This is a genomic window from Propionivibrio sp., assembly GCF_016790145.1.
Classification (GTDB): domain Bacteria; phylum Pseudomonadota; class Gammaproteobacteria; order Burkholderiales; family Rhodocyclaceae; genus Propionivibrio.
The window spans coordinates 26,285-48,759 of record NZ_JAEUOI010000018.1; the positions used below are offsets into that span (position 1 = coordinate 26,285).

Genomic DNA, 22,475 nt, shown 5'->3' on the forward strand with positions numbered 1-22,475 from the left:
GATTATAAGGGCATGAATGCTTGATCACGAAGCGATCAGCGAGTAGCGAGTAGGTCGGGTCAGGCCGCCAGGCTGTAACCCGGCGTTTCAGGACTGGAGCCCAGTCGGGTTACGCTAGCGCTAACCCGACCTACTCAAACTCGTCCATACCCTGCAGCGTCGAGCAATTCATTCGTCAGCGACAATCAGCAGATGCACTCGATATGGCCCGTGCGCACCGAGAACCAGGGTCAGCTCAATATCGCCGGTACGCGATGGGCCGGAAACGAAATTGACGGCGTGCGGCAGTTCGCCATGCTCGGCGCGCAGCAAGGCGAAGCCGTCTTCCATCCCGGCGACAATGCGCGAAGCAGGAACGATCGCAATGTGGGTTTCCGGCAGCAGGCTGGTCGTGGCCGCCGTTTCCGCCCCGGAGAGCAGCATCAGGGTCCCTGTTTCGGCAATCGCGCAGAAGGCACCGGTAATGCCGACCAGATCGTCATGACCTGCCGCACGCGCTTCGACGTGCAGCCCCGCCGCCGCCCAGTCCAGCGCGGCATGGCACGTCCAGCAAACGCCCTTCAACGGCAAGCCATTGGCGGTCAGATAGCGGGCAACGGCCGCCGGTACCTGCGCCAGGCTGGCGACCCTGTCGAGCGTCGAGGACATCGCCAGTGCGCGCTGGCAGAAGCGCTGCGTCAAATCACCCGCAAGCCGCGGACGCGAGTTCTGTGCCCGCGCACTGAGGTAATCAAGCGCTGCTCGCCGCCGGGTGTCGACCAGCGCCGGATCGTGCGCCAGCCCGGCCCGCACGCGCGCCAGAATGTCATCACGCGAATCTGTACCGGTCATGCGAATAACAGGCTGACGCCCTCTAGTGCACGCAGCCCGTCCACCGCCGCCTCGGCGCCATGCAGGATGCTGAATACACCGCCGGGGAATGCGCAACGGGCGGTCAGTTCGGCCAGCGCGAATATCGCCGATGGCATTTCAGGGTCCGGCTTGATGACGACGACCGCACCCGCCATCAAGGCCGGGACCGCAAGCCCTAGCGGGTCAAGCAGGGGTGCTGCCGCATTACCGACAATACCCACCACTCCCGGCGCGCCGGAAGCCTTAGCGTTCAGACTGCCGCACAACAGGGCCACCGCCTTGCCCACTTCGGCCTCGGCCGCAGGCGTTTCCTTGCCGGTTTCTTCAACAATCAGCCGCGCGAAATGCCCAGCGTAGCCGGCCAGCGCTTCGCCCACGGCAATGAGCAAGGCGGCGCGCGCTGTTGCGGGCTGTGCACACCACAACGGCAGCGCGGCGTGCGCGGCCTCGACGGCTTTTTGCGCCTCAGCGGCGCCGCACAGCGGAGTTCGCCGCAAGACCTCGTGGCTGACCGGGTTACGGACATCCTGAAAGGCTGGAGCCAGCGTCAGGTAAGCGTGGCCATTGATCCACAAGGGGATGGCCAGCGGAGCGTCGGTTTTCAGCATCAGCTTCCTCTGCAGTGAGTTCGTTGTTGACTGGCGTATAAATCGCGAAAAGTCCGGACCTGAGGCGCCGGGAAATCGCGGCCTTTGCTCCAGCCGGGGACGACAGCAAGATGATCAATCCGATCACGGCCACCGGCCAGCCAGGCGAGATAACGCCGAGCGAATCTTGTCGCCAAAGCATAGCAACCCGGCCTCTCGGCAAGCCACGCCCAGGCCTTGAGCAGCGCGCGCTCCCGGAAGGGACGCAAGCCGCGGGCCGTCTGCTTCTCGCGCAGCATGCGCAGCAGTTCGGGCAGAGGAATCCGTACCGGACAAACGTCGCCACACTGATTGCAAAGCGTCGACGCCTGCGGCAGTTCGAGCGCGTTCTCGAGACCGGTGAGCATGGGAGTCAGTATCGAGCCCATCGGCCCCGGATAAACCCAGCCATAGGCGTGACCGCCAATGCTGTGATACACCGGGCAGTGGTTCATGCACGCCGCGCAACGGATGCAATGCAGCATCGGCTGCATGTCGCTGCCGAGCAGCCCGGAACGAGCGTTATCGACCAGAATGAACATCCTGTGTTGCGGGCCCTCCGGATCGGCTCGCTCCCTGGTTCCGCCGAGCACGGAGACATAGTTGGAAATCGACTGACCGGTCGCCGAGCGCGTCAGCAGACGCAGCAGGGTAGCCAGATCTTCCAGCGTCGGGACAATCTTTTCTATCCCGGTGATGACCACATGCACCCTGGGCAGCGTCGTCGCCAGGCGCGCGTTGCCTTCATTGGTCACCAGCGCCACACTGCCGCTTTCGGCGATCAGGAAGTTGCCGCCGGTGATGCCCATCTGCGCGCTCGTAAAATGCTCGCGCAGCACCTCGCGCGCCTCGCGCGCGAGTTCAGGAATCCCTGTCTTGCGTGGCGTGTGGTGTGTTTTGGCGAACAGATCGGCCACCTCGTCGAGGTTCTTGTGCATGGCCGGGGCGATGATGTGCGAAGGCGCTTCATTGCCGGCAATCTGCAGGATGTATTCGCCCAGATCGGTTTCCACCGCCTGAATGCCGGCCGCTGACAGAGCCGCGTTGAGATCGGCTTCTTCGGAGAGCATCGACTTCGACTTGACCGCCTTGCTCACGCCGTGCTGCCTGGCGATGTTTACCACATGCTCGCAGACTTCCCTGCCGTTGCGTGCCCAGAGTACGCTGGCCCCGCGTGCCGTGGCGTTCTGCTCGAAAAGTTCCAGCCAGATATCCAGGTTGTCGAGCACACGCTTGCGGATGGCCGCACCGGCATCGCGCAGCGCTTCGAAATCAGCCTCCTGATTGTAGTCGTGCTTGGCTGCGGCGAAAACATGGACAAAATTGTCCTTCACCTTGCGCAGATTGGCTTGCAGGCGCACATCGGCCAGTTTCTCGTCAACCCGTGCGCTGAAGAACATCGATTGCTGGCGCATCAGTCGAGCTTTCCTTCCGCTCCGGCCAACACTTCGGCAACGTGCAGGACTCGAGTCTTTTCGTCACCCATGCGGCGCAACCTGCCTTCGATATTCAGCAGACAGCCCAGTTCGCCACCCACCACGGCATCGGCACCGGCGATCTGCACATTGACGCATTTTCTTTCGGCAATCGCTGCCGAGAGTGCACCGAAGCGGATTGAAAAGGAACCGCCAAACCCGCAGCACTCGCCACTCGCCGGCATTTCCCTGAGGGTCAGGCCGGTCATCCCGGCCAGCAAGGCACGCGGCTGGTCCCTGATGCCGAGACGGCGCAGACCGTTGCAGGAATCGTGATAACTGACCGTGCCTGAAAACTCGCCCGGTAGCGAAGAAAGTTTGAGGATGCTGACCAGAAAATCGGTCAGCTCATAGACCTGTGCGGCCAGTCGCTCGGCACGTGCACGCCAAACCCGGTTCCCGGCAAAGAGCCCCGGATACTCGTTCCTGAGCTGATCGGCACAGGCGCCGGAAGGCACGACGACATAATCGTAGCCCTCGAACTCGGCGATCGTCTTCCTGGCCAGCGCGCCCGCGGCCAGGCGATCTCCCGAATTGAACGCCGGCTGCCCGCAGCAGGTCTGAGTGGGAGGAACGCACACGGTGCACCCGCCAGACTCAAGCAGGCGGATTGCCGAGAATCCGACACTCGGGCGCAGGAGGTCGACAAGACAGGTGACAAACAGGGCAACACGCATGATAGTAAGATTATTGCAGCGCACAAGGCGCGGCGAGTATTCAATCGTTAGATCGGGCAGAGCGCCCAATAGTATGCTGCCGAAGCACAAAACGAAAGGTAAAACAGGACCGTGATGGCCGAACAATACGAAGCAAAGGCGTCGATCCAGGTCATTGAGCGCATGTTGTCACTGCTCGATGTAATGGCCGACTCTACGGAGCCGGCATCGCTCAAGACCCTCTCTCAGGCCACCGGACTGCATCCCTCAACTGCGCACCGTATTCTGGCGGTAATGACCCGGGCACGTCTGGTTGAACGACACCATGCCAGTACCTACGCGCTTGGCATTCGCCTGCTCGAACTCGGCAGTATCGTCAAGTCGCGGATCAACATCCGCGAAGTCGCCCTGCCCTTCATGCAGAGCCTGCACGAAACGATCGGTGAAGCGATCAATCTCGGCATTCGCGACAATGACGAAATCATTTACGTTGAACGCACTTCAAGCGGTCGTTCGCTGGTGCGCGTCGTCTATCTGGTCGGAGGTCGTGCGCCCTTGCACCTGACCTCGCTGGGCAAACTGTTTCTTGCCGCCGAGAGTGTGACAGACGTTCGCGCCTATGCCAGGCGCACCGGATTGCCGGGCAGGACACCGCATTCGCTGACCGATCTGGGCACGCTGGAAAAGGAACTCGAGAAGATTCGTCGGCATGATGTGGCCTACGACAACGAAGAAGCAGAAATCGGCCTCCGCTGCATTGCTTCGCCGATTCGTAGTGACGAAGGATTGATCATCGCCGGTCTTTCCATCTCGGCACCGACAGATCGGCACGACCCCGGCTGGGTGGCTCAAATCAACGACACGGCAACCGCGATTTCACGTGCTCTGGGTTTTAGCCAGCCACGCACTGGATAGACTGGTCGATAGCCACGGATCGCCGTGGCTTTTTCCTGAATGCGGTTGCAGCAGTTAGCCCGGACGGCGGGCACTTTCCTGCGCAAGCGCGGCTTGCGGAGAAAGTTTGCGCGAAGCCTGCGTATGCGTCTGCGTACTCTCCATCCAGTGCTTGATCCGGTTGGCATCGCCGACACGCGTCTGTTTTCCTGCCGAATCCAGTAATACGATGACCACCGGCTTGTCAGCAACGCGTGCTTGCATGACCAGGCACTTGCCGGCTTCATGAATGTAGCCGGTTTTGGACAGACCGACATCCCAGGCCGCGCTTTTCACCAGCGGATTCGTGTTGCGATAGGCCAGCTCGCGACCACCGACGTCCACCGTAGCCTCGGACGTTGTCGAAAATTCACGAATCAGCGGGTAACGGTGCGCTGCGGCAACCATCTTTGCCAGATCGCGGGCCGTCGATACATTATTGCTGGTCAACCCCGTCGGGTCTTCAAAATGGGTGTCTCTCATGCCAAGTGCTTGCGCCTTGAGGTTCATGGCGGCCAGAAACGCTGACATTCCTCCCGGATAATGTCGGGCCAGCGCGTTGGCCGCACGGTTCTCTGAAGACATCAGGGCAAGCAGCAGAGCGTATTCACGTGTCATTACCGAACCGACATGCAGACGCGACCGGCTGCCGCGCAGGTAATCGACATCGTCATCCGATATGGTAATGGGTGCGTGCAGGTTCGGCGAACTGTCCAGCACAACCATGGCCGTCATCAACTTGGTGATCGAGGCGATCGGCACCACAGCGCTGGCGTTCTTCTGGTAGAGAGCGTCGCCACCGACCTGCTCGATGACCAGTGCTGAACCCGATTGCACGACCAGCTTGCTCGTTTCCGTCCATGCTGCCGAGTTATTCGCCGCAAGAATACTGGCTGGATTTTTCCTGGGGGTGTACGCGGGTTTGCTCTTCTTGGCTGCGTACGCGGTTTTGCCCTTCTTGGCAACCGGCACGGCTTTACTCTTCGACACCGTCGATTTGCTCTTCTGCTTTTGTGCAACAGTCCTGGTTATATCTTTTTCAACGGCCTGCGTACTACCGACGCTGGTAACTCCAACGCCCAGCAACGCAGAGAACAACAACGCAGTTTTCAGCCTGATCTGCATTGGAAAAACCTCCCGCAAAAATCGATTATGAGAACAATTCTGACTGAGTCTATCATCGTAAATAATAAAATCAAGAAAAATAACGAGATAGCGATAGTAGTTAAGAGACGACTTGAAACATTATTATGCGGAGAAAAAAGCCGCGACTTCTTCACGGCGTGCCATCGCGTCTTTGTACCCGAGCTCGATCAGAACGCGCGTATAGGAACTCTCGAACAAGAGATAGCTGGCCAAGGCCCCACCTTTTGAGTTCATTGCTCCTACCCCCCGAAGAAGCCAGCGCACCGGCCAAGGCAAGGCATTAACATGGTGAGTGGCTAGTGAATCAAGTTGTTCCGATGGCGAAAAAACCAGGGTCATAATCGGCCGCAGTGGAATTTTCATCTGTTCTTTGACATTATCAGGAATAGCCGACAAGGTACGGTTGATTCGTTGCATTCGTTCAATATCTACAGACATACTATCAATGAAGATTGATGACAGTGCATGGCCGGCGATCTGTGCCAGCGTCGGATAGGTGCTGGATCTTTCGCGCGCCGCTTTCTCGAACATCCGACCCGCAGCAATAACCAGCACTTTTTCTGCGCCAAGATGAATCGCCGGAGAAATTGGTGCCAACTGGCGCATTGAGCCATCACCAAAAAATTCACGATTAAGACGAACGGCTGGAAAGATGAAAGGGATCGCGCTGGACGCCATCAAATGATCCATATTGAGTTGCGGTATGCGACAGCCGAAGCGATGCGTTCGCTCCCAGGTTTCCACATCAGGGCGGGCCTGAAAAAAACTGACGCTTTGACCGGAGCTATATCCGGATGCCGTGAGACTGACTGCATAGAGCGAACCGCTGGCAATTGATCGGCCAATGTTGCGAAAATCCAGCCTTTGTTCCAGTAACTGTCGCAATGGCGTATTGTCGAGCAGTGAGCGCGGAGTTTGTTTGAACAGCCAGCCAAACATAAGCGCACCCAACCAGCTCGCGCTGGAAGCAGCGATCCCTACAAGATCGGAGCGATAAACCTGACCTGCACGAAAGTTGCTCCAGACATCCGCCAGATTTTCGACAGCAACGCTGAAGTTGTCGGCATTACAAGCCAATGCTACCGCATTGATGGCACCGGCAGAGGTGCCACAGAGAATCGAAAAAGGATTGCGGCCGGCTTCGGGCAACAGATCACGAATGGCGAGCAATACTCCGGCCTGATAGGCAGCTCGGGCACCGCCACCCGCTAGGATCAGTGCCGTTCTGCCGTTGCTGACCGAAAAAGAACCCTGTCGATTCATGGTATGCCTAATGATAACTGGATTGATGCTTTATGGGGCAACAGTGGGCGATCACAAGCTGAACGAGGCGTCCACAATCCGCCAGCAAAGGACGTTTGGTCAGCTAACTTGAAATACCAGCCTTGTGACAGCTTGACCGAATTGAGCTATGGTATAATTTTTTTTTGCTAAAACTAGTAAAACCAACGTCGGGCATGACTAGATTATCGGGCCCTTCGCTGAACAAGTTTTTTATCCAGCCGCGACCGATGTAACACCGCGCCCGGATTGTTCCGGTCTGTTCCGGATCCATCGGGCGTGTTTTTAATGTGCCGCAGCATGGTTTCCCTGTTTTATAACTGTCCTTGGAGGGTGAACTGTCATGACTCAAACAATATCCATCAATGCCCCTGATTACGTCAAGCACGAAGGCCTGAAGAAGTGGGTCGCCGAAGTCGCAGCTCTGGTCACGCCCGACCGTGTTGTTTGGGCCGACGGTTCGCAGGAAGAGTATGACCGTCTGTGCAACGAACTGGTCGAAGCCGGCACTTTCATCAAGCTAAAGAAACGCAAGAATTCTTTCTTGGCCTTTTCCGATCCTTCCGACGTAGCTCGCGTTGAAGACCGCACCTACATCTGCTCCGAAAAGAAAGAAGATGCCGGACCGACCAACAACTGGGAAGACCCGGCCAAGATGCGCGAGACGCTTAAAGGCGTTTTCAAGGGCAGCATGAAGGGTCGTACCATGTACGTTATCCCCTTCTCGATGGGCCCGATCGGTTCCCCGATTGCACAGATCGGCATTGAAATCACCGACAGCGCCTACGTCGTGGTCAACATGCGCATCATGACTCGCATGGGCAAGGATGTCTTCCCGGTGCTGGGTACCGACGGCATGTACGTGCCCTGCGTTCACACCATCGGCGCACCGAAGGAAACCGGCCAGAAGGATCCGAAGTGGCCGTGCAACCCGACCGTCAAATACATTGTTCATTACCCCGAAACCCGTGAAATCTGGTCCTATGGTTCCGGTTACGGTGGCAACGCGCTGCTCGGCAAGAAATGTCTGGCGCTGCGCATCGCTTCAAACATGGCGCGTGACGACGGCTGGCTGGCCGAGCACATGCTGATCCTCGGTGTCGAATCGCCTGCCGGCGACAAACACTACGTCGCCGCCGCCTTCCCGTCGGCCTGCGGCAAGACCAACTTCGCCATGCTCGTCCCGCCGAAGGAAATGAAGGGCTGGAAGATCACCACCATCGGTGACGACATTGCCTGGATCAAGCCGCGCAAGGACAAGAACGGCGTCACCCGTCTCTACGCGATCAACCCGGAAGCCGGCTTCTTTGGCGTTGCCCCGGGCACCAACGACAAGACCAACTTCAACGCCATGGCCTCGCTGGCCGAAAACACCATCTTCACCAACGTCGCGCTGACCGACGATGGCGATGTGTGGTGGGAAGGCATGGGCCCGGCACCGGCACACGCCATCGATTGGCAGGGCAACGACTGGACGCCGGAAATTGCCAAGGAAAAAGGCACCAAGGCTGCACACCCGAACTCACGCTTTACCGCACCGGCTTCGCAGTGCCCGTGTATCGACAAGGACTGGTCGAACGCCGACGGCGTGCCGATTTCGGCCTTCCTGTTCGGTGGACGTCGTGCTTCGACCGTGCCTCTGGTCTGCCAGACCGCCGACTGGGAGCACGGTGTTTTCGCTGCAGCCACGCTTGGTTCCGAAACAACCGCTGCGGCCTTCGGCCAGCAAGGCGTTGTCCGTCGCGACCCGTTTGCCATGCTGCCGTTCTGTGGCTACAACATGGCCGATTACTACAGCCACTGGCTGAAGATGGGCGCCGTAGCCGACAAGCAAGTACCGATTTTCGTGGTCAACTGGTTCCGCACCGACGAAAAAGGCGGCTTCGCCTGGCCTGGCTTCGGTGACAACGCCCGCGTTCTCAAGTGGATCATCGAGCGCTGTGAAGGCAAGGTTGGCGGCCAGCAAACCGTCCTTGGCGTAATGCCCAACTACGAAGACATGGACTGGACCGGTGCTGATTTCTCCAAGGCGCAGTTTGCCAACGTGACCAACCTCGACAAGCAAACCTGGCAGGGCGAACTCGAAGGCGTCAAGGAATGGTTCGGCAAGATGGGCACCAAGCTTCCTGCCAAGCTGGCGACCATCCGCGACGATCTCGCAGCCAAGTTCGCCTAAGCAGACCCGGTTACACCAAGAAAGGCCGCCCTTTGGCGGCCTTTTTTTCGCCGGTGTTCCGGTTAAACTACCCGCATCCTTACCGTATCGTTCAATTTGCCATGCCAGGTTTTCCCGCCAGCCGCCTTGCCGGAATCGCACCCTTCCACGTCATGGAGTTGCTGACACGCGCCAAGGCTCTGGAAGCCGAAGGCCGGGATATCATCCACATGGAAGTCGGCGAACCGGACTTCCCGACACCCGACCCGATCATTGCCGCCGCGCAGGCTCACATTGCCACCGGTCGTGTGTTCTATACCTCTGCGCTTGGCCTGCCCGAACTGCGCAGTGCCATTGCCGGTTTCTATGCAACACGCTACGGTCTCACCGTACCGGCCTCGCGCATCGTCGTCACCGCAGGGGCTTCGGGCGCTCTGCTGCTGGCGCTGGCTTGCCTTGCCGAACCCGGCAGCGAATGGCTGCTGACTGACCCGGGTTATCCCTGCAACAGCAACATCGTGCGCAGCTTCGAGGGAAAGCCCGTCTTCATTCCCGTGCACGCCGAAAACAACTTTCAGCCGACGCTCACCGATCTCGAACAGTACTGGAACGAGCGCACGGCCGGTGCCCTATTCGCTTCGCCAGCCAATCCCACCGGCACCCTGCTTGATGACAATGTACTGGCGGCCATTGCCGGGTTTGTAAGGCACAAAAGGGGACAACTGATCGTTGACGAGATCTATCACGGACTCACCTACGAGCGTGAGGCCACAACGGCGCTGCAATTCGGAGACGATATTTTTGTCGTGCAGAGCTTCTCGAAGTATTTCAACATGACCGGATGGCGCCTTGGCTGGCTGGTTGTCCCGGAGCGATTTGCGCGCGATATCGAAAAGCTGGCGCAGAATCTTTTCATTGCCCCCTCCACCCCGGCCCAATACGCGGCACTGGCGGCATTCCAGCCGGATACGATCGCCATTCTTGAGAAACGACGCATCGAGTTTCGTCGACGTCGCGACTATCTCGTACCCGAAATCGAAAAGCTCGGTTTCCGTTTGAGCGCCGAACCAGAAGGTGCCTTCTACCTCTATGCTGACTGCAGTAAATTTACCTCGGACAGTGAGCGCTTTGCCCGCGACCTGCTCGATACGGCCGGCGTCGCAACCACACCGGGGCTTGATTTCGGCTCGCATGCGGCAAAGTCCCACTTGCGCTTCGCCTATACCACCCGCAGCGAACGTCTGATTGAAGCCGTGGATCGCATCCACCACTATTTGGTCAAATCGCGCTAAACACTCGCGCGCAACTCCATGCAAAAAAAGAGGCGTAAAAAACGTTACGCCTCAGGCAAAGCAAAAACAGGTGGGGCAAGCAGGCTGCCCCCACCCGGCCATGCCGCAGTTACTTCGGACGTGAGCCCGTCGGAAACGGCCAGGCGCCAGTCGGGTTTAGTGCCGACTTTAATCCAGGTGTTGCTGCCGTTGATGGGGCCGACGCTGCCTGAGGCGCTGGTGCCGGTTTTTTTGCTGCTGGCTTCTTGGCGGCCGGCTTGGCCGCAGCTTTCGGAGCGGCCTTCTTGGCGGCCGGTTTGGCTGCAGCTTTTGGAGCGGCCTTCTTGGCGGCCGGTTTGGCTGCAGCTTTTGGAGCCACCTTCTTGGCTACCGGTTTGGCTGCAGCTTTTGGAGCCGCCTTCTTGGCTACCGGTTTGGCCGCAGCTTTTGGGGCCGCCTTCTTGGCGGCCGGTTTGGCCGCAGCCTTGGGAGCCGCCTTCTTGGCGGCCGGTTTGGCTGCAGCTTTTGGAGCCGCCTTCTTGGCGGCCGGTTTGGCCGCAGCCTTGGGAGCCGCCTTCTTTACCGCCGGTTTGGCAGCGGCTTTCGGCGCTACCTTCTTGGCGGCCGGCTTCGCAGCCACCGCGGGTTTCTTTGCACTTGTTGCCATGTCAACCTCCTTCTCTGATTTCAAGGAAAAATTCAAGCTAGAGCACTGCAAAAAACGATCCGAAAAAACCGGACCATTCAATGGGCGTATCTGAAATGCGCCTATTGAATCCGTAAGCGGCGACTTCCGCCGAGAAATATGACAAACATCCTGGCTTGCATGCGCACCAGGCAACGGCGCATTCGTGTAAATCGTGGATCGAACATAGCGCTCGACGGAACGATCAACCAGGCGACAATAATCCAAGAACCGGGACACGGCGTAAGGGAAAATTGAAGCTGCCGAAAGCAATCGGGAGGTTGAAAAAAAACGCGCAAAACAAAGAGGGGCAGGTGCCTGGGCAAGACCGGAAGTTGCCGGTGAGCACGATATGCATGATGAGTAGAAGTGAATTCCTTGTTCTTGCAATCCGGTTACGTCCATCACAATCGGCATTCAGAGGCTAGCGAAGCAAACCAGCCCGACACGAAAACCAGCACAAAGTAGAAATTTGGCACTCACACTCAAACTACTAGATGTTGTGCCGCCCTTGCAAATTGCGACTAATTGTAGTAGCGCATACCACTTGACGCAAGAAATTTATTATGTATTTCAAAAACAATATGCAAGTTGTCTCAATTCAACAACGCGAATTTTTCAATTACGTGGAACCTGAATAGCATAGTGCTGCAGCGTTAGTACGCCATATAGAAATAATGACAAAAAGAAAGCGCCCGTGCCACAACAAAGATCAACGCGCTCGCCCAAGCAATGCGCCAAGGGGTGCAAGCCGCTGCCAGTCAAAGCACTGCCCGGGATCCGTCTTGCGCCCTGGAGCTATATCGGAATGTCCTACGACAGAATTAATCGGATAACACACGCTTAACGACTGAATCAGATCGACAAGCCGCAGATACTGTGCAACCTCGAAGGGCAACTCATCACAACCCTCCAGTTCGATGCCGATCGAGAAATCATTACACCGCTCGCGGCCATTCCAGAATGACACGCCGGCATGCCAGGCACGCTGCAGACAGGACACGAACTGAATCAATGCTCCGTCGCGCCGAATCAGGAAATGCGCTGAAACACGCAGGCCGCTGATCCTGGAAAAATAGGGATGCGCGTCGGGATCCAGCGAATTGGTGAACAAGCGCGCAATATCGTCGCTGCCGAACTGCGCGGGAGGCAAACTGATGGCATGTACCACCACCAGCGAGATGGCCTCCCCGGCGGGTCGATCATCAAAGTTTGGCGAGTCGATACGCCGTGCGGCACTCATCCAGCCATCGATCGAGAGGCCGGCAGCCGCCGCCCGATCTTCACCCATGCCGTTCATTCTTCAATACCGAGCCGTTCAATGCGATAACGCAAGGAGCGGAAAGTCACACCGAGCAACCTAGCCGCAGCCGTCCGGTTAAAACCTGTTTTAGCCAGCGCCTCGAGAATCAGTTGTTTTTCGACACGATTCACATGATCATCAAGGGTTTCGCCATTGCGGGCGACTTCGCCGTCAATAGCCGACTCGGCCGCGAGTTGAAGATCATCAAGCACCACCTTGCCGTCAACACACAAGGCGGTTGCCCGCTCGAGAATGTTCTCAAGCTCACGCACATTGCCGGGATAAGCATAAGCACAAAGTGCGCGCATTGCTTCCGGAGACAACTCCGGAGGACTGGCTCCGCAAATCCGCGAGAGCATCGCCTTTACCAGCAGCGGGATGTCCTCCTGACGCTCGCGCAGCGTCGGCATTTTCAACTCGATCACATTCAGCCGGTAATACAGATCCTGGCGAAACGTCGCCGCATCAACACAATCCTTAAGCTTGCGGTGTGTTGCCGAAACGATGCGCACATCGACTGTTTCTTCATTGGTGCTCCCGACCTTGCGTACTTTCTTTTCCTGAATCACGCGCAGTAGCTTGACCTGCATGATCAAGGGCAAATCGGCCACCTCATCAAGGAACAGCGTTCCGCCGTTTGCCGCCTGAAAGAAACCGTCACGATCACTCTCGGCTCCGGTAAAGGCTCCTTTGCGGTATCCAAAGAACTCGCTCTCCATCAAATTCTCGGGGATTGCACCGCAATTCACCGGAACGAAGGGTGCCGCATGACGTGCGCTCTGACCGTGGATCAGCCGTGCCGCAAGCTCCTTGCCGGTTCCAGATTCTCCCGAGATATATACTGGCGCCTGACTACGCGCCAGTTTGACAATCATCTCGCGCGCATAGTCGATGGCCGGAGACTCGCCAATCAGTTGCGCCGCCATACCCGCAACAGCCGATGTGCCGTCCTGCAATTCACCGGCTTGCGGCAGACTGAGCGCCGACTTGATCAAGGTTCGCAGTTGATGCAGTGCAACCGGTTTGGCCAGATAATCGAATGCCCCGGCCTTCAACGCCGCCACCGCATTATCAGCGCTACCAAAGGCCGTAATCACGGCTACCGGTGTTTCTCCATAGTGCGTGCCTATCAGGCGCACTATTTCCAGACCCTCGCCATCGGGAAGACGCATATCGGTCAGACACAGACTGTAATGCTCGCGCTCGAGAAAGCTCCTGGCTTCGGCCACCGTACCTGCACAATCAGCCGAAAGGCCCATGCGCGCCAGCGTCAGATCGAGGAGTTCGCGAATATCCGCCTCATCATCAACCACCAGAACCCTCGCCAACTCGCCACGTGCTCGACGCCCCACTTTGCTTACTGACACTCGGCTGCCCTCCCCGTGATACAAAAATCAGCACCGGACTCGCTGCTTAACAATTCGAGCCGCGCATCATTAGCTTCACATAATTCACGCGCAATGTAGAGACCCAGGCCGGTACCCTGACTATGCGTAGTGAAGAATGGCTCAAAGATCTGCTCACTGAGGCTATCGTCAACCCCCTCGCCATCGTTGATGACATGCAGGGCCACCCAGCCTTCGCGGCTGGCATCCTGCACCAGCAGACGGATACTTCCCGCCATGCCCTGCGAATGACGTAATGCGTTACCGAGAAGGTTCCATAACACCTGATGAAAATGTGAGCGGTCGAAGAACAGTGTCGCCAGCCCCAAAAATTCGCACACGACCACGCCGCTCGCCACTTTCTCTTTCACCGTATATTCCTCGACCAGAATCGGCAGGGTTTGACGCAACTCGATCAGTTCCTGGTGCGCGCGGTCGCGCCGCCCCAACTCGAGCACATCGCTCACGATTCGCTCCACCCGTTGCGTGTTGTCGAGCACGATACGCAACAGGCGATCATTCGTCGGGCTGCAAAACTCTTCGCGCATCAATTCTCCGGCATGATTGATCGCCGAGAGCGGATTACGGATCTCATGCGCGATATTCGCCGTCAGACGCCCGAGTGCTGCCAGCTTGAGCTGTCGCGCCTGCTCCTGCAAGCTCCCCATATCCTCAAGAAAAACCAGCACATCGCGTTCCGAGCTCTCGGTTGATACAAAGCGTGCGCGCAACTGCATGCCACTGGCCGGCGCCCTCACCAGCATCGGCTCATCGCTGGCATGCGCGCACCAGTCGGCAAATCCCTGCGCCAGCTCGGTCGAGTAATTTGCCAGCTTGCGCTCGGCAGGATCGCCCAGGCCAAGCAGTTGTTCGGCACGCGGATTGTGCTGCTTGACCCATCCGTCACGGTCCAGCACGAGAACGCCGTCCTGCATTTCCTCAATAACGCGCTGACTGAGCAAGGTCTGGTTTCTAAGCTCCACTCCGCGCTTGCGCGCCAGTTCTTCGTTGGCAATCAAACGCCGTGCCAGCAGGCGAGCTGAAATGGCAATGGCGAAAAATCCGGCGCTCAACAGACCCGCCTGAAAGAAATCGACCATTTCAAAGTCAACCTCCATCGCCCGATAGGACTGTTCGAAAAGCACCGAGAGAGTCGCCAATGCTGCGTAAAACAACACGAGACGCCCCTGACCAACCAGACCGGCGCCGGCCAGCGTCACCAGCAACATGGCGCCCAGACCGCTGCGCAAGCCGCCACCGGTGTGCATCAGCAGGGTCAGCACCAGTACGTCGATCAATACATTCGCACTCAGTTGCAGATTGAAATGCTGGCGATAGAAATACAGCCCGAGCAAGGAAAGAATCGTAGCCAGCAGATAGAGGCTGGTCACAGCCAGGTGAAACGATCCGCGACCCGGACTGAGAATCGAAAAGGGTGAGGAGTGAAGAACCGAGGAAGCAAAGAGCAGCCCGGCAATGCACAAACGGTAAAGGTTGAAATAACGCAGCGACGTCCAACGCGTTTCAGAGAACGGCCCGGTAACAGGTTCAAGCAGATTCAGCATGGAGAATCAGGTGTCCCGTAATTCGGCTTGATGTCGATGGTCTTCGCAACAGTAATAGTGCCCCTGGGTCAAAATACTTTCGCTTATCGGCTGGTTAACACCGCAGTGCGCGCACTTGACCATCTGTTCCGGCACCCGCGAAGTGGGCGGCGCTTGCACCCCCGAGCGAGAAGATTGCGCCTTGCGCAACGCCCACAACACAACAAAAAACAACGCGATCAGGAGCAAGTATTTCATGATGGCCCAGCCGTTCTGTAGAGCAGCCAAGCATAGCAGAAGCACCCTGTAACAGGGATACCCAGAAAAGAATTGAAGGGCATCGGAGGAACGAGAAAACCGTAAAAAAGGCGAACCACAAAGGAACAAAGGGCACGAAGTTTCACCAAGAAAGACAATATTCAATCTGTCGCTCCTTGATATTCATTGTGGCGCTACGTTTGATCTGCCTAGCAGCCTGTTCTCAATCAGAAGTAATCACATTCAATAGCAACAGGGCCTGAAAATCCGTCTACAGTCAATGACCTAGCCAGGTACTGCTCACGCAGACTAACTATGGTCATAACCTGACTTTTCTGTGGAGTCAGGATGTACTGAAAGATGCTACTAAATGACAAATGGGAACACATTGACAATCTATTGCAGAGCAAGGTCAAGGATCCGGGCCGCACTGCCAAGGATGATCGTCCGTTCGTCGAGGCGTTATTCGGGATCATTCGCACCGGAAACCATTGGCGGGACTTGCCTGCCGAGTACGGTCATTGGCACCGAATCAATGTACGCGTCGCGCGCTGTCACGAAAACGGTGCCTCGAAGCGGGTGGCTGATGCCTTGTGCGGTGATGCTGATAGGGAGTACTTGTTCATCGATTTTACGATTGTCAGCGCCCGTCAGCATTCTGTCGGCGCCTTAATAAAATGGAGGGCCAGGAAATCGGCCGATCGTGCGGCGGTTTAACCTCCAAATTGCATGGGGCGGTCGATGCCCTGGGCGATCCCCTGAGGGTGCTTCTCTCGGCCGGGCAGGTCTCCGATATCGAACAGGCTCCGAATCTCATCGACCAATTTCCAGCCCAGGCGGTGATCACCGGCAAAGGGTACGGCGCCGAGCACTTCGTCGCCAGAGCCGAGACCACGGGAGCCCAAGCGCTTATACCTCCTTGTTCCAATCGTAGCTCCCCGCGCCAATTCGATTCCCATCTCTACCGCGAGCGCAATTTGATCGAGCGTTTATGTGCTCGTCTCAAGAAATGCAGACGCATTGCCACTGGATATGACAAACTTGCCAAGTCCTTCCTGTCGTTTATTCACCTCGTGTGCGCTTTTGTCCGGCTCGCTTGATTGAGACCAAGCCCAAACAGCTCGATCAGATGTACTAATCTTTATTCCAGCATTCACCGGAATGACCATAAGTTTCCAGAAAGAAATCTGATCTTGGATCTGATGGGTGTGAAATGCTGAGGCCGCGGCAATTCAGCTATACTCGCCGCAATTCCCGCCCCGGCCCAGGCGAGTCGGATTCGATGCCTGCCAGCCTGCCTTTAACGTCAGCAAAACGTGCCGCAAAATGAGCAGAAAACCCAGAAGCAAGGCCACCCCGCCTCCGGCTACCTTGCCGCCCGTCCCAGCCGCTGCAGAGCCCAAGCGCAACGTGCTGCTTGTCTCTGGCCTGGCGCTGCTGCTTGTGATCGCCGTCATCGTCTACTTTGCCACTTCACCCAAGGCACCACCGCCCGCCCTCCTCTCATCGCCATCGCCTCTCGCCACGGCAGCGGCCGCACCGCCGGCCAGTCCGGCGAGCTACGTTGGCGCACAAGTCTGCAAGAGCTGCCACGAGCCCGAATTCAAGGCCTGGTCGGGCTCGCATCACGATCTGGCCATGCAAGTCGCCACCGAAGCCACCGTCCTCGGCGATTTCGCCAACGCCAGGTTCAAGTACAACGGCATCGAAACCACCTTTTTCCGGCGTGGCGACAAGTTCATGGTGCGTACCGACGGGCCGGACGGCAAGCTGGCCGACTACGAAATCAGTCACACCTTCGGCGCCTACCCCTTGCAGCAGTACATGGTCGCCTTTCCAGGCGGACGCTACCAGTTTCTTCAGCACGCCTGGGACGCGCGGGCAAAAAGCCAGGGCGGGCAACGCTGGTTCCACCTGCAACCCGGCCAGAAAGTCGATTCCAGGGATCCCCTGCACTGGACCGGCCTTTACCAGAACTGGGCCCTGCAATGCGCCGAGTGCCATTCAACCGATTTACGCAAGGGCTACGACGCGGCCAGCAACACCTATAAAACCACGTTCAGCGAAATCAACGTCGCCTGCGAAGCATGTCATTCCCAGGGATCGAACCATGTGCAGTGGGCGGCCAACGCCCGGCCTCCCTACCCGGCAACCGGGGACAAGGGCTTGCCCAGCCTGAAATCGCGCTGGCAGGAGGCCTGGAAATTCCCCACAGCCGACGCCCGGTTTGCCTTGCGCGACCACCCGGCCGAGGCGGCCGGGATGAATACCTGTGCCGCATGTCATTCCCGCCGTTCGACGCTGAGCGAAGACAGAAAGGCCGGCGAAGCGCTGGAGAATACCCATCGCCTGGCCTTGCCGCTGGCCCCGAACTATCACGCCGATGGTCAGCAGCGGGAGGAGGTTTATGTGTGGACCTCGTTCCTGCAGAGCAAAATGCACCAGTCCGGCGTCACCTGCATGGATTGTCACGAGCCGCACTCGCTGAAGACGCGCGCCGAAGGCAATGCGCTGTGCACACGCTGCCACAATGCCGCCGAGTTCGATGCGCCCAAACACCACAGGCACGTCGCCGACGGCAAGGGAGCGCAGTGCGTCACCTGCCACATGCCGACGCAGAACTACATGGTGATCCATGCGCGGCAGGATCACAGCCTGCGCATCCCGCGCCCCGATCTGTCGATCGCGCTGGGCAGCCCGAATGCATGCACCCAGTGCCATACCGACAGGAAACCGCAATGGGCGGCCAGCGCCATGGACACCTGGTACGGCACCGCCTGGCGCCAGCGCCCGCACTACGGCACGACGCTGCATGCGGCCACCACGCAGGGCCTGAAAGCATTGCCCGAGCTGCTTGATCTGGCCGGCAACACCGCGCAACCGGGCGTGGTGCGCGCGGCAGCGGCAACGCTGGCGCAGCCCTTTGCCAGCCCCGGCACCTTGCACAACGCGCGTGCGCTGCTCAAGGACAGCGATCCGCAGGTTCGCCTCGCCGCGCTCGGCATGATCGAGCCGATGGACCGCGTCAACCGCGTGCTCAGTGCGGCCCCAGCGCTCGTCGACCCCGTCCGCGGAGTTCGCATTGAGGCCGCGCGTCTTCTGTCCGATGTGCCGGACAGCCAGCTTCCGGCGGGCCAGCTCGCGGCGCGCGCGGCGGCCGGCAAGGAGCTTGAAGAATCACTGGCGCTGGAGGCCGACTGGCCTTCGGGCAACCTCAACCTCGGCAATCTGCGTTTGCGCCAGGGCCGCGCCGCCGAGGCCATTGCCGCCTACGAGCGGGCCATCGCACTCGACCCGAAATTCCCCGGGGCCTATGTCAATCTGGCCGACGCCCTGCGCCAGCAAGGGCGGGAAGCGGAAGGCGAGAAAGTCTTGCGCCAGGGCCTGGCCGTGATGCCGCGCGATGCCGACCTGCACCATGCGCTGGGCCTGCTGCTGACGCGCAAGAAGGAGAGCGCGGCAGCGCTCAAGGAATTCGTCGAGGCCGCCCGGCTCGCTCCGGACAACGCGCGCTATGCCTATGTCCAGGCCATTGCTCTGCATTCGGCCGGTCAGCGCGATCAGGCCCTGGTCATCCTGCGCAACGCCAACCAGCGCCATCCCGGCAATCTCGACATCCTCGGCGCACTTCTTTCAATGAGTCGCGAGTCGGGCGACAGGCCAGCGGCTCTGGGTTACGCCAGAGAACTCGCCGGGTTGCTGCCGGATAATGCAAATGTCAAAGCGCTGGTGGCGGAACTCGAAGCGCGTTGAGCATCCTGGAAACCGCAGTTGAGTGCGTGCCACGCAACACCAGGCTAGAGACGAGTCTTTGGCCCTCACCCCGACCCTCTCCCGCAGGGAGAGGGGGTTTGCACCCTTCGCCCTGCGGGAGAAGGGCCGGGGATGAGGGCCTACGATATTGGCATTGCGCTCAACTGCGTTTTCAGGATCGTCGCTCCGCTCACAACACCGGTCCGAACATCGCGACGGTGTTGTTCAACAACCGGCGAGTCAAAGGCCATTGCGCCACTATCGCGGCAGTCACCGGGCGGGACTGCGCCAGGTAGGCGTCCTGGCGACGACGCACCTCGGCGGTGAGGGCCGCGTCGTGGAACAGGATGTTGTTCTCGAAATTCAGCTCGAAGCTGCGGCGGTCCATGTTGGCCGAGCCGATCAGCGTAATCTCCCCATCAACGGTCAATGACTTGGTGTGCAGCAGACCGCCCTGGTATTCGAAGATCCGGACTCCGGCGGCGAGCAGATCGGCGTAGTAGCTTCGACTGGCCGCTCCGACAATCCACGAATCATTGCGTGCCGGAAAGATGATCGTCGTCGCCACACCACGCCGTGCGCTCGCGCACAGGGCACCCTGCATCGCCTCGTCGGGCACATAGTAGGGCGTCGTAATGAAGAGCTCGCGCCGCGCCGCAAACATCAGCGTCTCGAACACCTCCGGCATCGCCGAATAGCGCGCGCTCGGCCCGGTGCCAATCACCTGCGCCGTGAAGCCGGGTTCGCCCGGCGGCAGCAGCTGGCGCAGCACGTCGGAAATGTCCTCATCGACCTCGGCCATCCAGTCGCTGGCAAACAGGTGCTGGTTCTGGCGGGCGATCGGGCCTGTAAAACGGATCATGGCATCGACCCAGGGCGCAAACTTCGCCTTGACGCGGAACTCGGGGTCCGCACAATTCTGGCTGCCACAATAGGTGATCCGGTTGTCGATGACCATGATCTTGCGATGGTTGCGCAGATCGATGCGCCCCCGCAACGCACGCACCAGCAGATTGCCGATCGGCAGCGCGGTGGCCACCTGGACGCCGGCAGCGCGCAGGTCACGCCAGTGCTCCGAGGCAATCATCGTGCGCGAACCCAGCCCGTCGGCCATCGCCCGGCAGGCCACCTGGCGCCTTGCGGCACGCTTCAGCGCCTCGACCACCTTCAGCCCGTTGTTGTCGGGCAGCCAGATGTAGAACATCAGATGCACATGCTCGCTGGCGGCATCGATATCAGCGACCATGGCCTCGATGCTCGCATCGGAATCCGGCATCAGACGCGCCCGATTGCCGCCGACCGGGTGAAAGCCATTCACCGAACTCCCGACCTGGAACAGGTGGGCGTAGTGCGGCGCAATGTCCGCCTGGAAATTCACGTCCTGCGCACCCGGCGTGTCGGCCACATCCGGCAGCCGCCCGAGCACGCCCCGCAGGCTGGCCACGCGGCGGCGGCCAATGCTGGTTTCACCGAGCAGTAGGTAGGCGACGATGCCGACTCCCGGCAACACGGCCATGACGATCACCCAGGCGAAACGCGACGCCGGGTCACGGTGCGGACGCAGAATGGCGCGCGCCATGAAGCCCAGGTGGACCAGCCAGACCAGTACCGTCAGCAACGCAGTGAGCATGGGAATCTCGGTCATTCGGGATGGGGGATGATACCGGAGTGCATGCGGCCAAGTCGAGAACGGCCTGCCTGGCCGACGACGCTGCGCGAATGCACATTGTTTTGCCAAGCAACCGCAGGGCTTTGCGCCGCCCGCATCGGGTACATCGATTTACATCGATCGGCACGATAGGTATCATGGCGCGGTTCGTCGGGGGTCGATGAAACCGGCGCGGTTTTGTTCAATTCCACAAGGAGAAATAGCCATGAAGTCATCCAAGCTTAGTGTCGTTTTCTGCGCTGCCTTGCTGGCCGCCGCTTGCGTTTCGCAACAGACGTACAACACCGAAGTAAAGAAAGCCGATACCTACGCCGCGCTGAACCAGCAGCTTTCGGCCGAACTCGGTCAGGACCAGGCGACGATCCAGGACCTGCAGAACCAGCTCAAGGTCACCATCGTCAATGAGATCCTGTTCCCCGAAGGCGGTTGGCAACTGAGTGCCAAGGGCGAAGCGACGCTGGCGAGGATTGCGCCGACGCTGTCCAATCTGCCGGGCCAGCAGATCATCGTCGAGGGCTTCACCGACAATGTTCCGATCGGGCCAGGGCTGAAGTCGCGTTTCCCCTCGAACATTGAACTGTCATCGGCACGGGCCGGCGATGTGCTGCGCTTTCTGGCTTCCAAGGGCGTCCCGATGAGCACCATGTCGGCCCAGGGCTTCGGAGAATCACGCCCGGTCGCCAGCAACGACACGCCGCAAGGCCGCGCCAAAAACCGCCGCGTCGAGATCGTCATCACCTCGGCCAACCGACCCTAGACCCCTATTCAGTCGGGAATCGGCAAATCGTCGGCTTCGATTCCCGCTGAATATCCATAAGGAATAGCCATGCATCATCAACGGACCTGGTCTGCCGGGGTTCTGATGGTACTCGCGGCGACATTGACGTGCGCTCCCGCGCAGGCCGAAATGAGCGCCGAAGAACTCGCCAAGCTCGCGCAGAACCCGGTCGGCAACCTGATCAGCCTGCCCTTCCAGAACAACACCAACCTCAACTTCGGTCCCGAGAAGGGAACGCAGAACGTCCTCAACATCCAGCCGGTGATCCCGATCTCGGTGAATAGCGAGTGGAACGTCATCACCCGCACCATCGTACCGGTGATCTCGAATCCCTCGCTCTACCCCGGCGACGATCGCACCAACGGCATCGGCGACACCGTGTTTACGGCCTTCCTGTCACCGGCCGTTCCGGGGCACTGGATCTGGGGTGCCGGCCCGGTACTCCAGTTGCCGACCGACAGCAACTCGGAACTGGGCAACAAGAACTGGGGTCTGGGGCCATCGGTCGTCGTCCTGCACCTCGAAAAGGGCGACCCCTGGGTTTACGGTGTGCTGGCCAACAACATCTGGTCGCTCTCCAGCAACCAGCAGGGCGGTTCGTACAACAACGGCCTGATCCAGCCCTTCGTCAACTACAACTTCGAGGGCGGGTTCTATCTCACCTCGGCGCCCATCGCGACGGTCAACTGGAAGGCCGACAGCAGC

At 59.0% G+C, this 22,475-nt stretch carries 20 protein-coding genes; 8 read left to right on the top strand and 12 right to left on the bottom strand.

Translation table 11 applies throughout. The annotated features are described in order from the left end of the window. Positions 1-168: 168 nt before the first annotated feature. From JNM42_RS01895 to JNM42_RS01910, 4 genes are read right to left on the bottom strand one after another with little or no spacing between them, the layout of a single operon-like run. The gene (locus JNM42_RS01895; protein WP_294265306.1) at positions 169-831 is read right to left on the bottom strand and encodes a lactate utilization protein C; all 663 of its coding nucleotides are present in this window, start codon (positions 829-831) and stop codon (positions 169-171) included. Continuing rightward, positions 828-1,460: an aldehyde dehydrogenase family protein gene (locus tag JNM42_RS01900; RefSeq protein WP_294265310.1), complete on the bottom strand. Its 633-nt coding sequence runs from the start codon at positions 1,458-1,460 to the stop codon at positions 828-830. Before JNM42_RS01900 ends, JNM42_RS01895 begins: the two co-directional genes overlap by 4 nt. Beyond that, positions 1,460-2,893, bottom strand: coding sequence for a lactate utilization protein B (locus JNM42_RS01905; RefSeq protein ID WP_294265313.1), 1,434 nt, complete (start codon positions 2,891-2,893; stop codon positions 1,460-1,462). Before JNM42_RS01905 ends, JNM42_RS01900 begins: the two co-directional genes overlap by 1 nt. Then, positions 2,893-3,630: a (Fe-S)-binding protein gene (locus tag JNM42_RS01910; protein WP_294265316.1), complete on the bottom strand. Its 738-nt coding sequence runs from the start codon at positions 3,628-3,630 to the stop codon at positions 2,893-2,895. The genes JNM42_RS01905 and JNM42_RS01910 overlap by 1 nt, the downstream gene beginning before the upstream one ends. Positions 3,631-3,744: 114 nt before the next feature. On the opposite strand from JNM42_RS01910, the gene JNM42_RS01915 reads away from it, so the two are divergent. Continuing rightward, positions 3,745-4,524, top strand: a complete 780-nt coding sequence (locus tag JNM42_RS01915; RefSeq protein ID WP_294265319.1) for an IclR family transcriptional regulator — start codon at positions 3,745-3,747, stop codon at positions 4,522-4,524. A gap of 54 nt (positions 4,525-4,578) precedes the next feature. Here JNM42_RS01915 and pbpG read toward each other — a convergent pair whose 3' ends face one another. Beyond that, the gene (pbpG, locus tag JNM42_RS01920) at positions 4,579-5,667 is read right to left on the bottom strand and encodes a D-alanyl-D-alanine endopeptidase (protein ID WP_294265322.1); all 1,089 of its coding nucleotides are present in this window, start codon (positions 5,665-5,667) and stop codon (positions 4,579-4,581) included. Positions 5,668-5,790: 123 nt separating this feature from the next. Then, a complete protein-coding gene (locus tag JNM42_RS01925; RefSeq protein ID WP_294265325.1) occupies positions 5,791-6,951 on the bottom strand; it encodes a patatin-like phospholipase family protein in 1,161 nt (386 codons plus the stop codon). 361 nt (positions 6,952-7,312) lie between these two features. On the opposite strand from JNM42_RS01925, the gene JNM42_RS01930 reads away from it, so the two are divergent. Together JNM42_RS01930 and JNM42_RS01935 are read left to right on the top strand one after the other, a co-directional pair. Further along, a complete protein-coding gene (locus JNM42_RS01930) occupies positions 7,313-9,145 on the top strand; it encodes a phosphoenolpyruvate carboxykinase (GTP) (RefSeq protein WP_294265328.1) in 1,833 nt (610 codons plus the stop codon). A gap of 101 nt (positions 9,146-9,246) precedes the next feature. Then, complete coding sequence (locus tag JNM42_RS01935) at positions 9,247-10,416, top strand: pyridoxal phosphate-dependent aminotransferase (RefSeq protein WP_294265331.1); 1,170 nt, start codon at positions 9,247-9,249, stop codon at positions 10,414-10,416. A gap of 109 nt (positions 10,417-10,525) precedes the next feature. Here JNM42_RS01935 and JNM42_RS01940 read toward each other — a convergent pair whose 3' ends face one another. From JNM42_RS01940 to JNM42_RS01960, 5 genes are all read right to left on the bottom strand, one after another. Further along, positions 10,526-11,497 (bottom strand): hypothetical protein, encoded by a 972-nt coding sequence (locus JNM42_RS01940; protein WP_294265334.1) that lies wholly within the window; start codon positions 11,495-11,497, stop codon positions 10,526-10,528. 295 nt (positions 11,498-11,792) lie between these two features. Beyond that, entirely contained in the window at positions 11,793-12,323 is a 531-nt protein-coding gene (gene ampD / locus JNM42_RS01945; protein ID WP_294265363.1) for a 1,6-anhydro-N-acetylmuramyl-L-alanine amidase AmpD, read from the bottom strand. Between the two features lie 53 nt (positions 12,324-12,376). Next, positions 12,377-13,750, bottom strand: coding sequence for a sigma-54 dependent transcriptional regulator (locus JNM42_RS01950; protein ID WP_294265339.1), 1,374 nt, complete (start codon positions 13,748-13,750; stop codon positions 12,377-12,379). Next, positions 13,741-15,333, bottom strand: coding sequence for an ATP-binding protein (locus JNM42_RS01955; protein ID WP_294265342.1), 1,593 nt, complete (start codon positions 15,331-15,333; stop codon positions 13,741-13,743). The genes JNM42_RS01950 and JNM42_RS01955 overlap by 10 nt, the downstream gene beginning before the upstream one ends. Before the next feature lie 6 nt (positions 15,334-15,339). After that, positions 15,340-15,570 (bottom strand): PP0621 family protein, encoded by a 231-nt coding sequence (locus JNM42_RS01960; protein WP_294265344.1) that lies wholly within the window; start codon positions 15,568-15,570, stop codon positions 15,340-15,342. 360 nt (positions 15,571-15,930) lie between these two features. Here JNM42_RS01960 and JNM42_RS01965 point away from each other — a divergent pair, with 360 nt between their 5' ends. The 3 genes from JNM42_RS01965 to JNM42_RS01975 all read left to right on the top strand — a co-directional run bounded on the left by JNM42_RS01965 (position 15,931) and on the right by JNM42_RS01975 (position 19,323). Further along, positions 15,931-16,287: a transposase gene (locus JNM42_RS01965; protein ID WP_294265347.1), complete on the top strand. Its 357-nt coding sequence runs from the start codon at positions 15,931-15,933 to the stop codon at positions 16,285-16,287. Then, on the top strand, positions 16,248-16,670 hold the full coding sequence (locus tag JNM42_RS01970) for an IS5 family transposase (RefSeq protein WP_294265349.1): 423 nt from the start codon (positions 16,248-16,250) through the stop codon (positions 16,668-16,670). Before JNM42_RS01965 ends, JNM42_RS01970 begins: the two co-directional genes overlap by 40 nt. 226 nt (positions 16,671-16,896) lie before the next feature. Beyond that, positions 16,897-19,323, top strand: a complete 2,427-nt coding sequence (locus tag JNM42_RS01975) for a tetratricopeptide repeat protein (RefSeq protein WP_294265351.1) — start codon at positions 16,897-16,899, stop codon at positions 19,321-19,323. A gap of 190 nt (positions 19,324-19,513) precedes the next feature. Here JNM42_RS01975 and cls read toward each other — a convergent pair whose 3' ends face one another. After that, positions 19,514-20,953: a cardiolipin synthase gene (gene cls / locus JNM42_RS01980; protein WP_294265354.1), complete on the bottom strand. Its 1,440-nt coding sequence runs from the start codon at positions 20,951-20,953 to the stop codon at positions 19,514-19,516. Positions 20,954-21,197: 244 nt separating this feature from the next. On the opposite strand from cls, the gene JNM42_RS01985 reads away from it, so the two are divergent. Next, positions 21,198-21,749, top strand: coding sequence for an OmpA family protein (locus JNM42_RS01985; protein ID WP_294265356.1), 552 nt, complete (start codon positions 21,198-21,200; stop codon positions 21,747-21,749). Between the two features lie 69 nt (positions 21,750-21,818). Then, positions 21,819-22,475: transporter (locus JNM42_RS01990; RefSeq protein ID WP_294265360.1), on the top strand; the 657-nt coding region annotated here is incomplete at its 3' end.

What these genes read in the sequence shown, in the direction of transcription:
- JNM42_RS01930 (WP_294265328.1), top strand. Translation starts at nt 7,313, where the DNA reads ATGACTCAAACAATATCCATCAATGCCCCTGATTACGTCAAGCACGAA.
- JNM42_RS01935 (WP_294265331.1), top strand. Translation starts at nt 9,247, where the DNA reads ATGCCAGGTTTTCCCGCCAGCCGCCTTGCCGGAATCGCACCCTTCCAC.
- pbpG (WP_294265322.1), bottom strand. Translation starts at nt 5,667, where the DNA reads ATGCAGATCAGGCTGAAAACTGCGTTGTTGTTCTCTGCGTTGCTGGGC.
- JNM42_RS01965 (WP_294265347.1), top strand. Translation starts at nt 15,931, where the DNA reads ATGCTACTAAATGACAAATGGGAACACATTGACAATCTATTGCAGAGC.
- JNM42_RS01900 (WP_294265310.1), bottom strand. Translation starts at nt 1,460, where the DNA reads ATGCTGAAAACCGACGCTCCGCTGGCCATCCCCTTGTGGATCAATGGC.
- JNM42_RS01955 (WP_294265342.1), bottom strand. Translation starts at nt 15,333, where the DNA reads ATGCTGAATCTGCTTGAACCTGTTACCGGGCCGTTCTCTGAAACGCGT.
- JNM42_RS01960 (WP_294265344.1), bottom strand. Translation starts at nt 15,570, where the DNA reads ATGAAATACTTGCTCCTGATCGCGTTGTTTTTTGTTGTGTTGTGGGCG.
- JNM42_RS01905 (WP_294265313.1), bottom strand. Translation starts at nt 2,893, where the DNA reads ATGCGCCAGCAATCGATGTTCTTCAGCGCACGGGTTGACGAGAAACTG.
- JNM42_RS01940 (WP_294265334.1), bottom strand. Translation starts at nt 11,497, where the DNA reads ATGCCGATTGTGATGGACGTAACCGGATTGCAAGAACAAGGAATTCAC.
- JNM42_RS01925 (WP_294265325.1), bottom strand. Translation starts at nt 6,951, where the DNA reads ATGAATCGACAGGGTTCTTTTTCGGTCAGCAACGGCAGAACGGCACTG.
- JNM42_RS01985 (WP_294265356.1), top strand. Translation starts at nt 21,198, where the DNA reads ATGAAGTCATCCAAGCTTAGTGTCGTTTTCTGCGCTGCCTTGCTGGCC.
- JNM42_RS01970 (WP_294265349.1), top strand. Translation starts at nt 16,248, where the DNA reads ATGGAGGGCCAGGAAATCGGCCGATCGTGCGGCGGTTTAACCTCCAAA.
- ampD (WP_294265363.1), bottom strand. Translation starts at nt 12,323, where the DNA reads ATGAGTGCCGCACGGCGTATCGACTCGCCAAACTTTGATGATCGACCC.
- JNM42_RS01895 (WP_294265306.1), bottom strand. Translation starts at nt 831, where the DNA reads ATGACCGGTACAGATTCGCGTGATGACATTCTGGCGCGCGTGCGGGCC.
- JNM42_RS01910 (WP_294265316.1), bottom strand. Translation starts at nt 3,630, where the DNA reads ATGCGTGTTGCCCTGTTTGTCACCTGTCTTGTCGACCTCCTGCGCCCG.
- JNM42_RS01975 (WP_294265351.1), top strand. Translation starts at nt 16,897, where the DNA reads ATGAGCAGAAAACCCAGAAGCAAGGCCACCCCGCCTCCGGCTACCTTG.
- cls (WP_294265354.1), bottom strand. Translation starts at nt 20,953, where the DNA reads ATGCTCACTGCGTTGCTGACGGTACTGGTCTGGCTGGTCCACCTGGGC.
- JNM42_RS01915 (WP_294265319.1), top strand. Translation starts at nt 3,745, where the DNA reads ATGGCCGAACAATACGAAGCAAAGGCGTCGATCCAGGTCATTGAGCGC.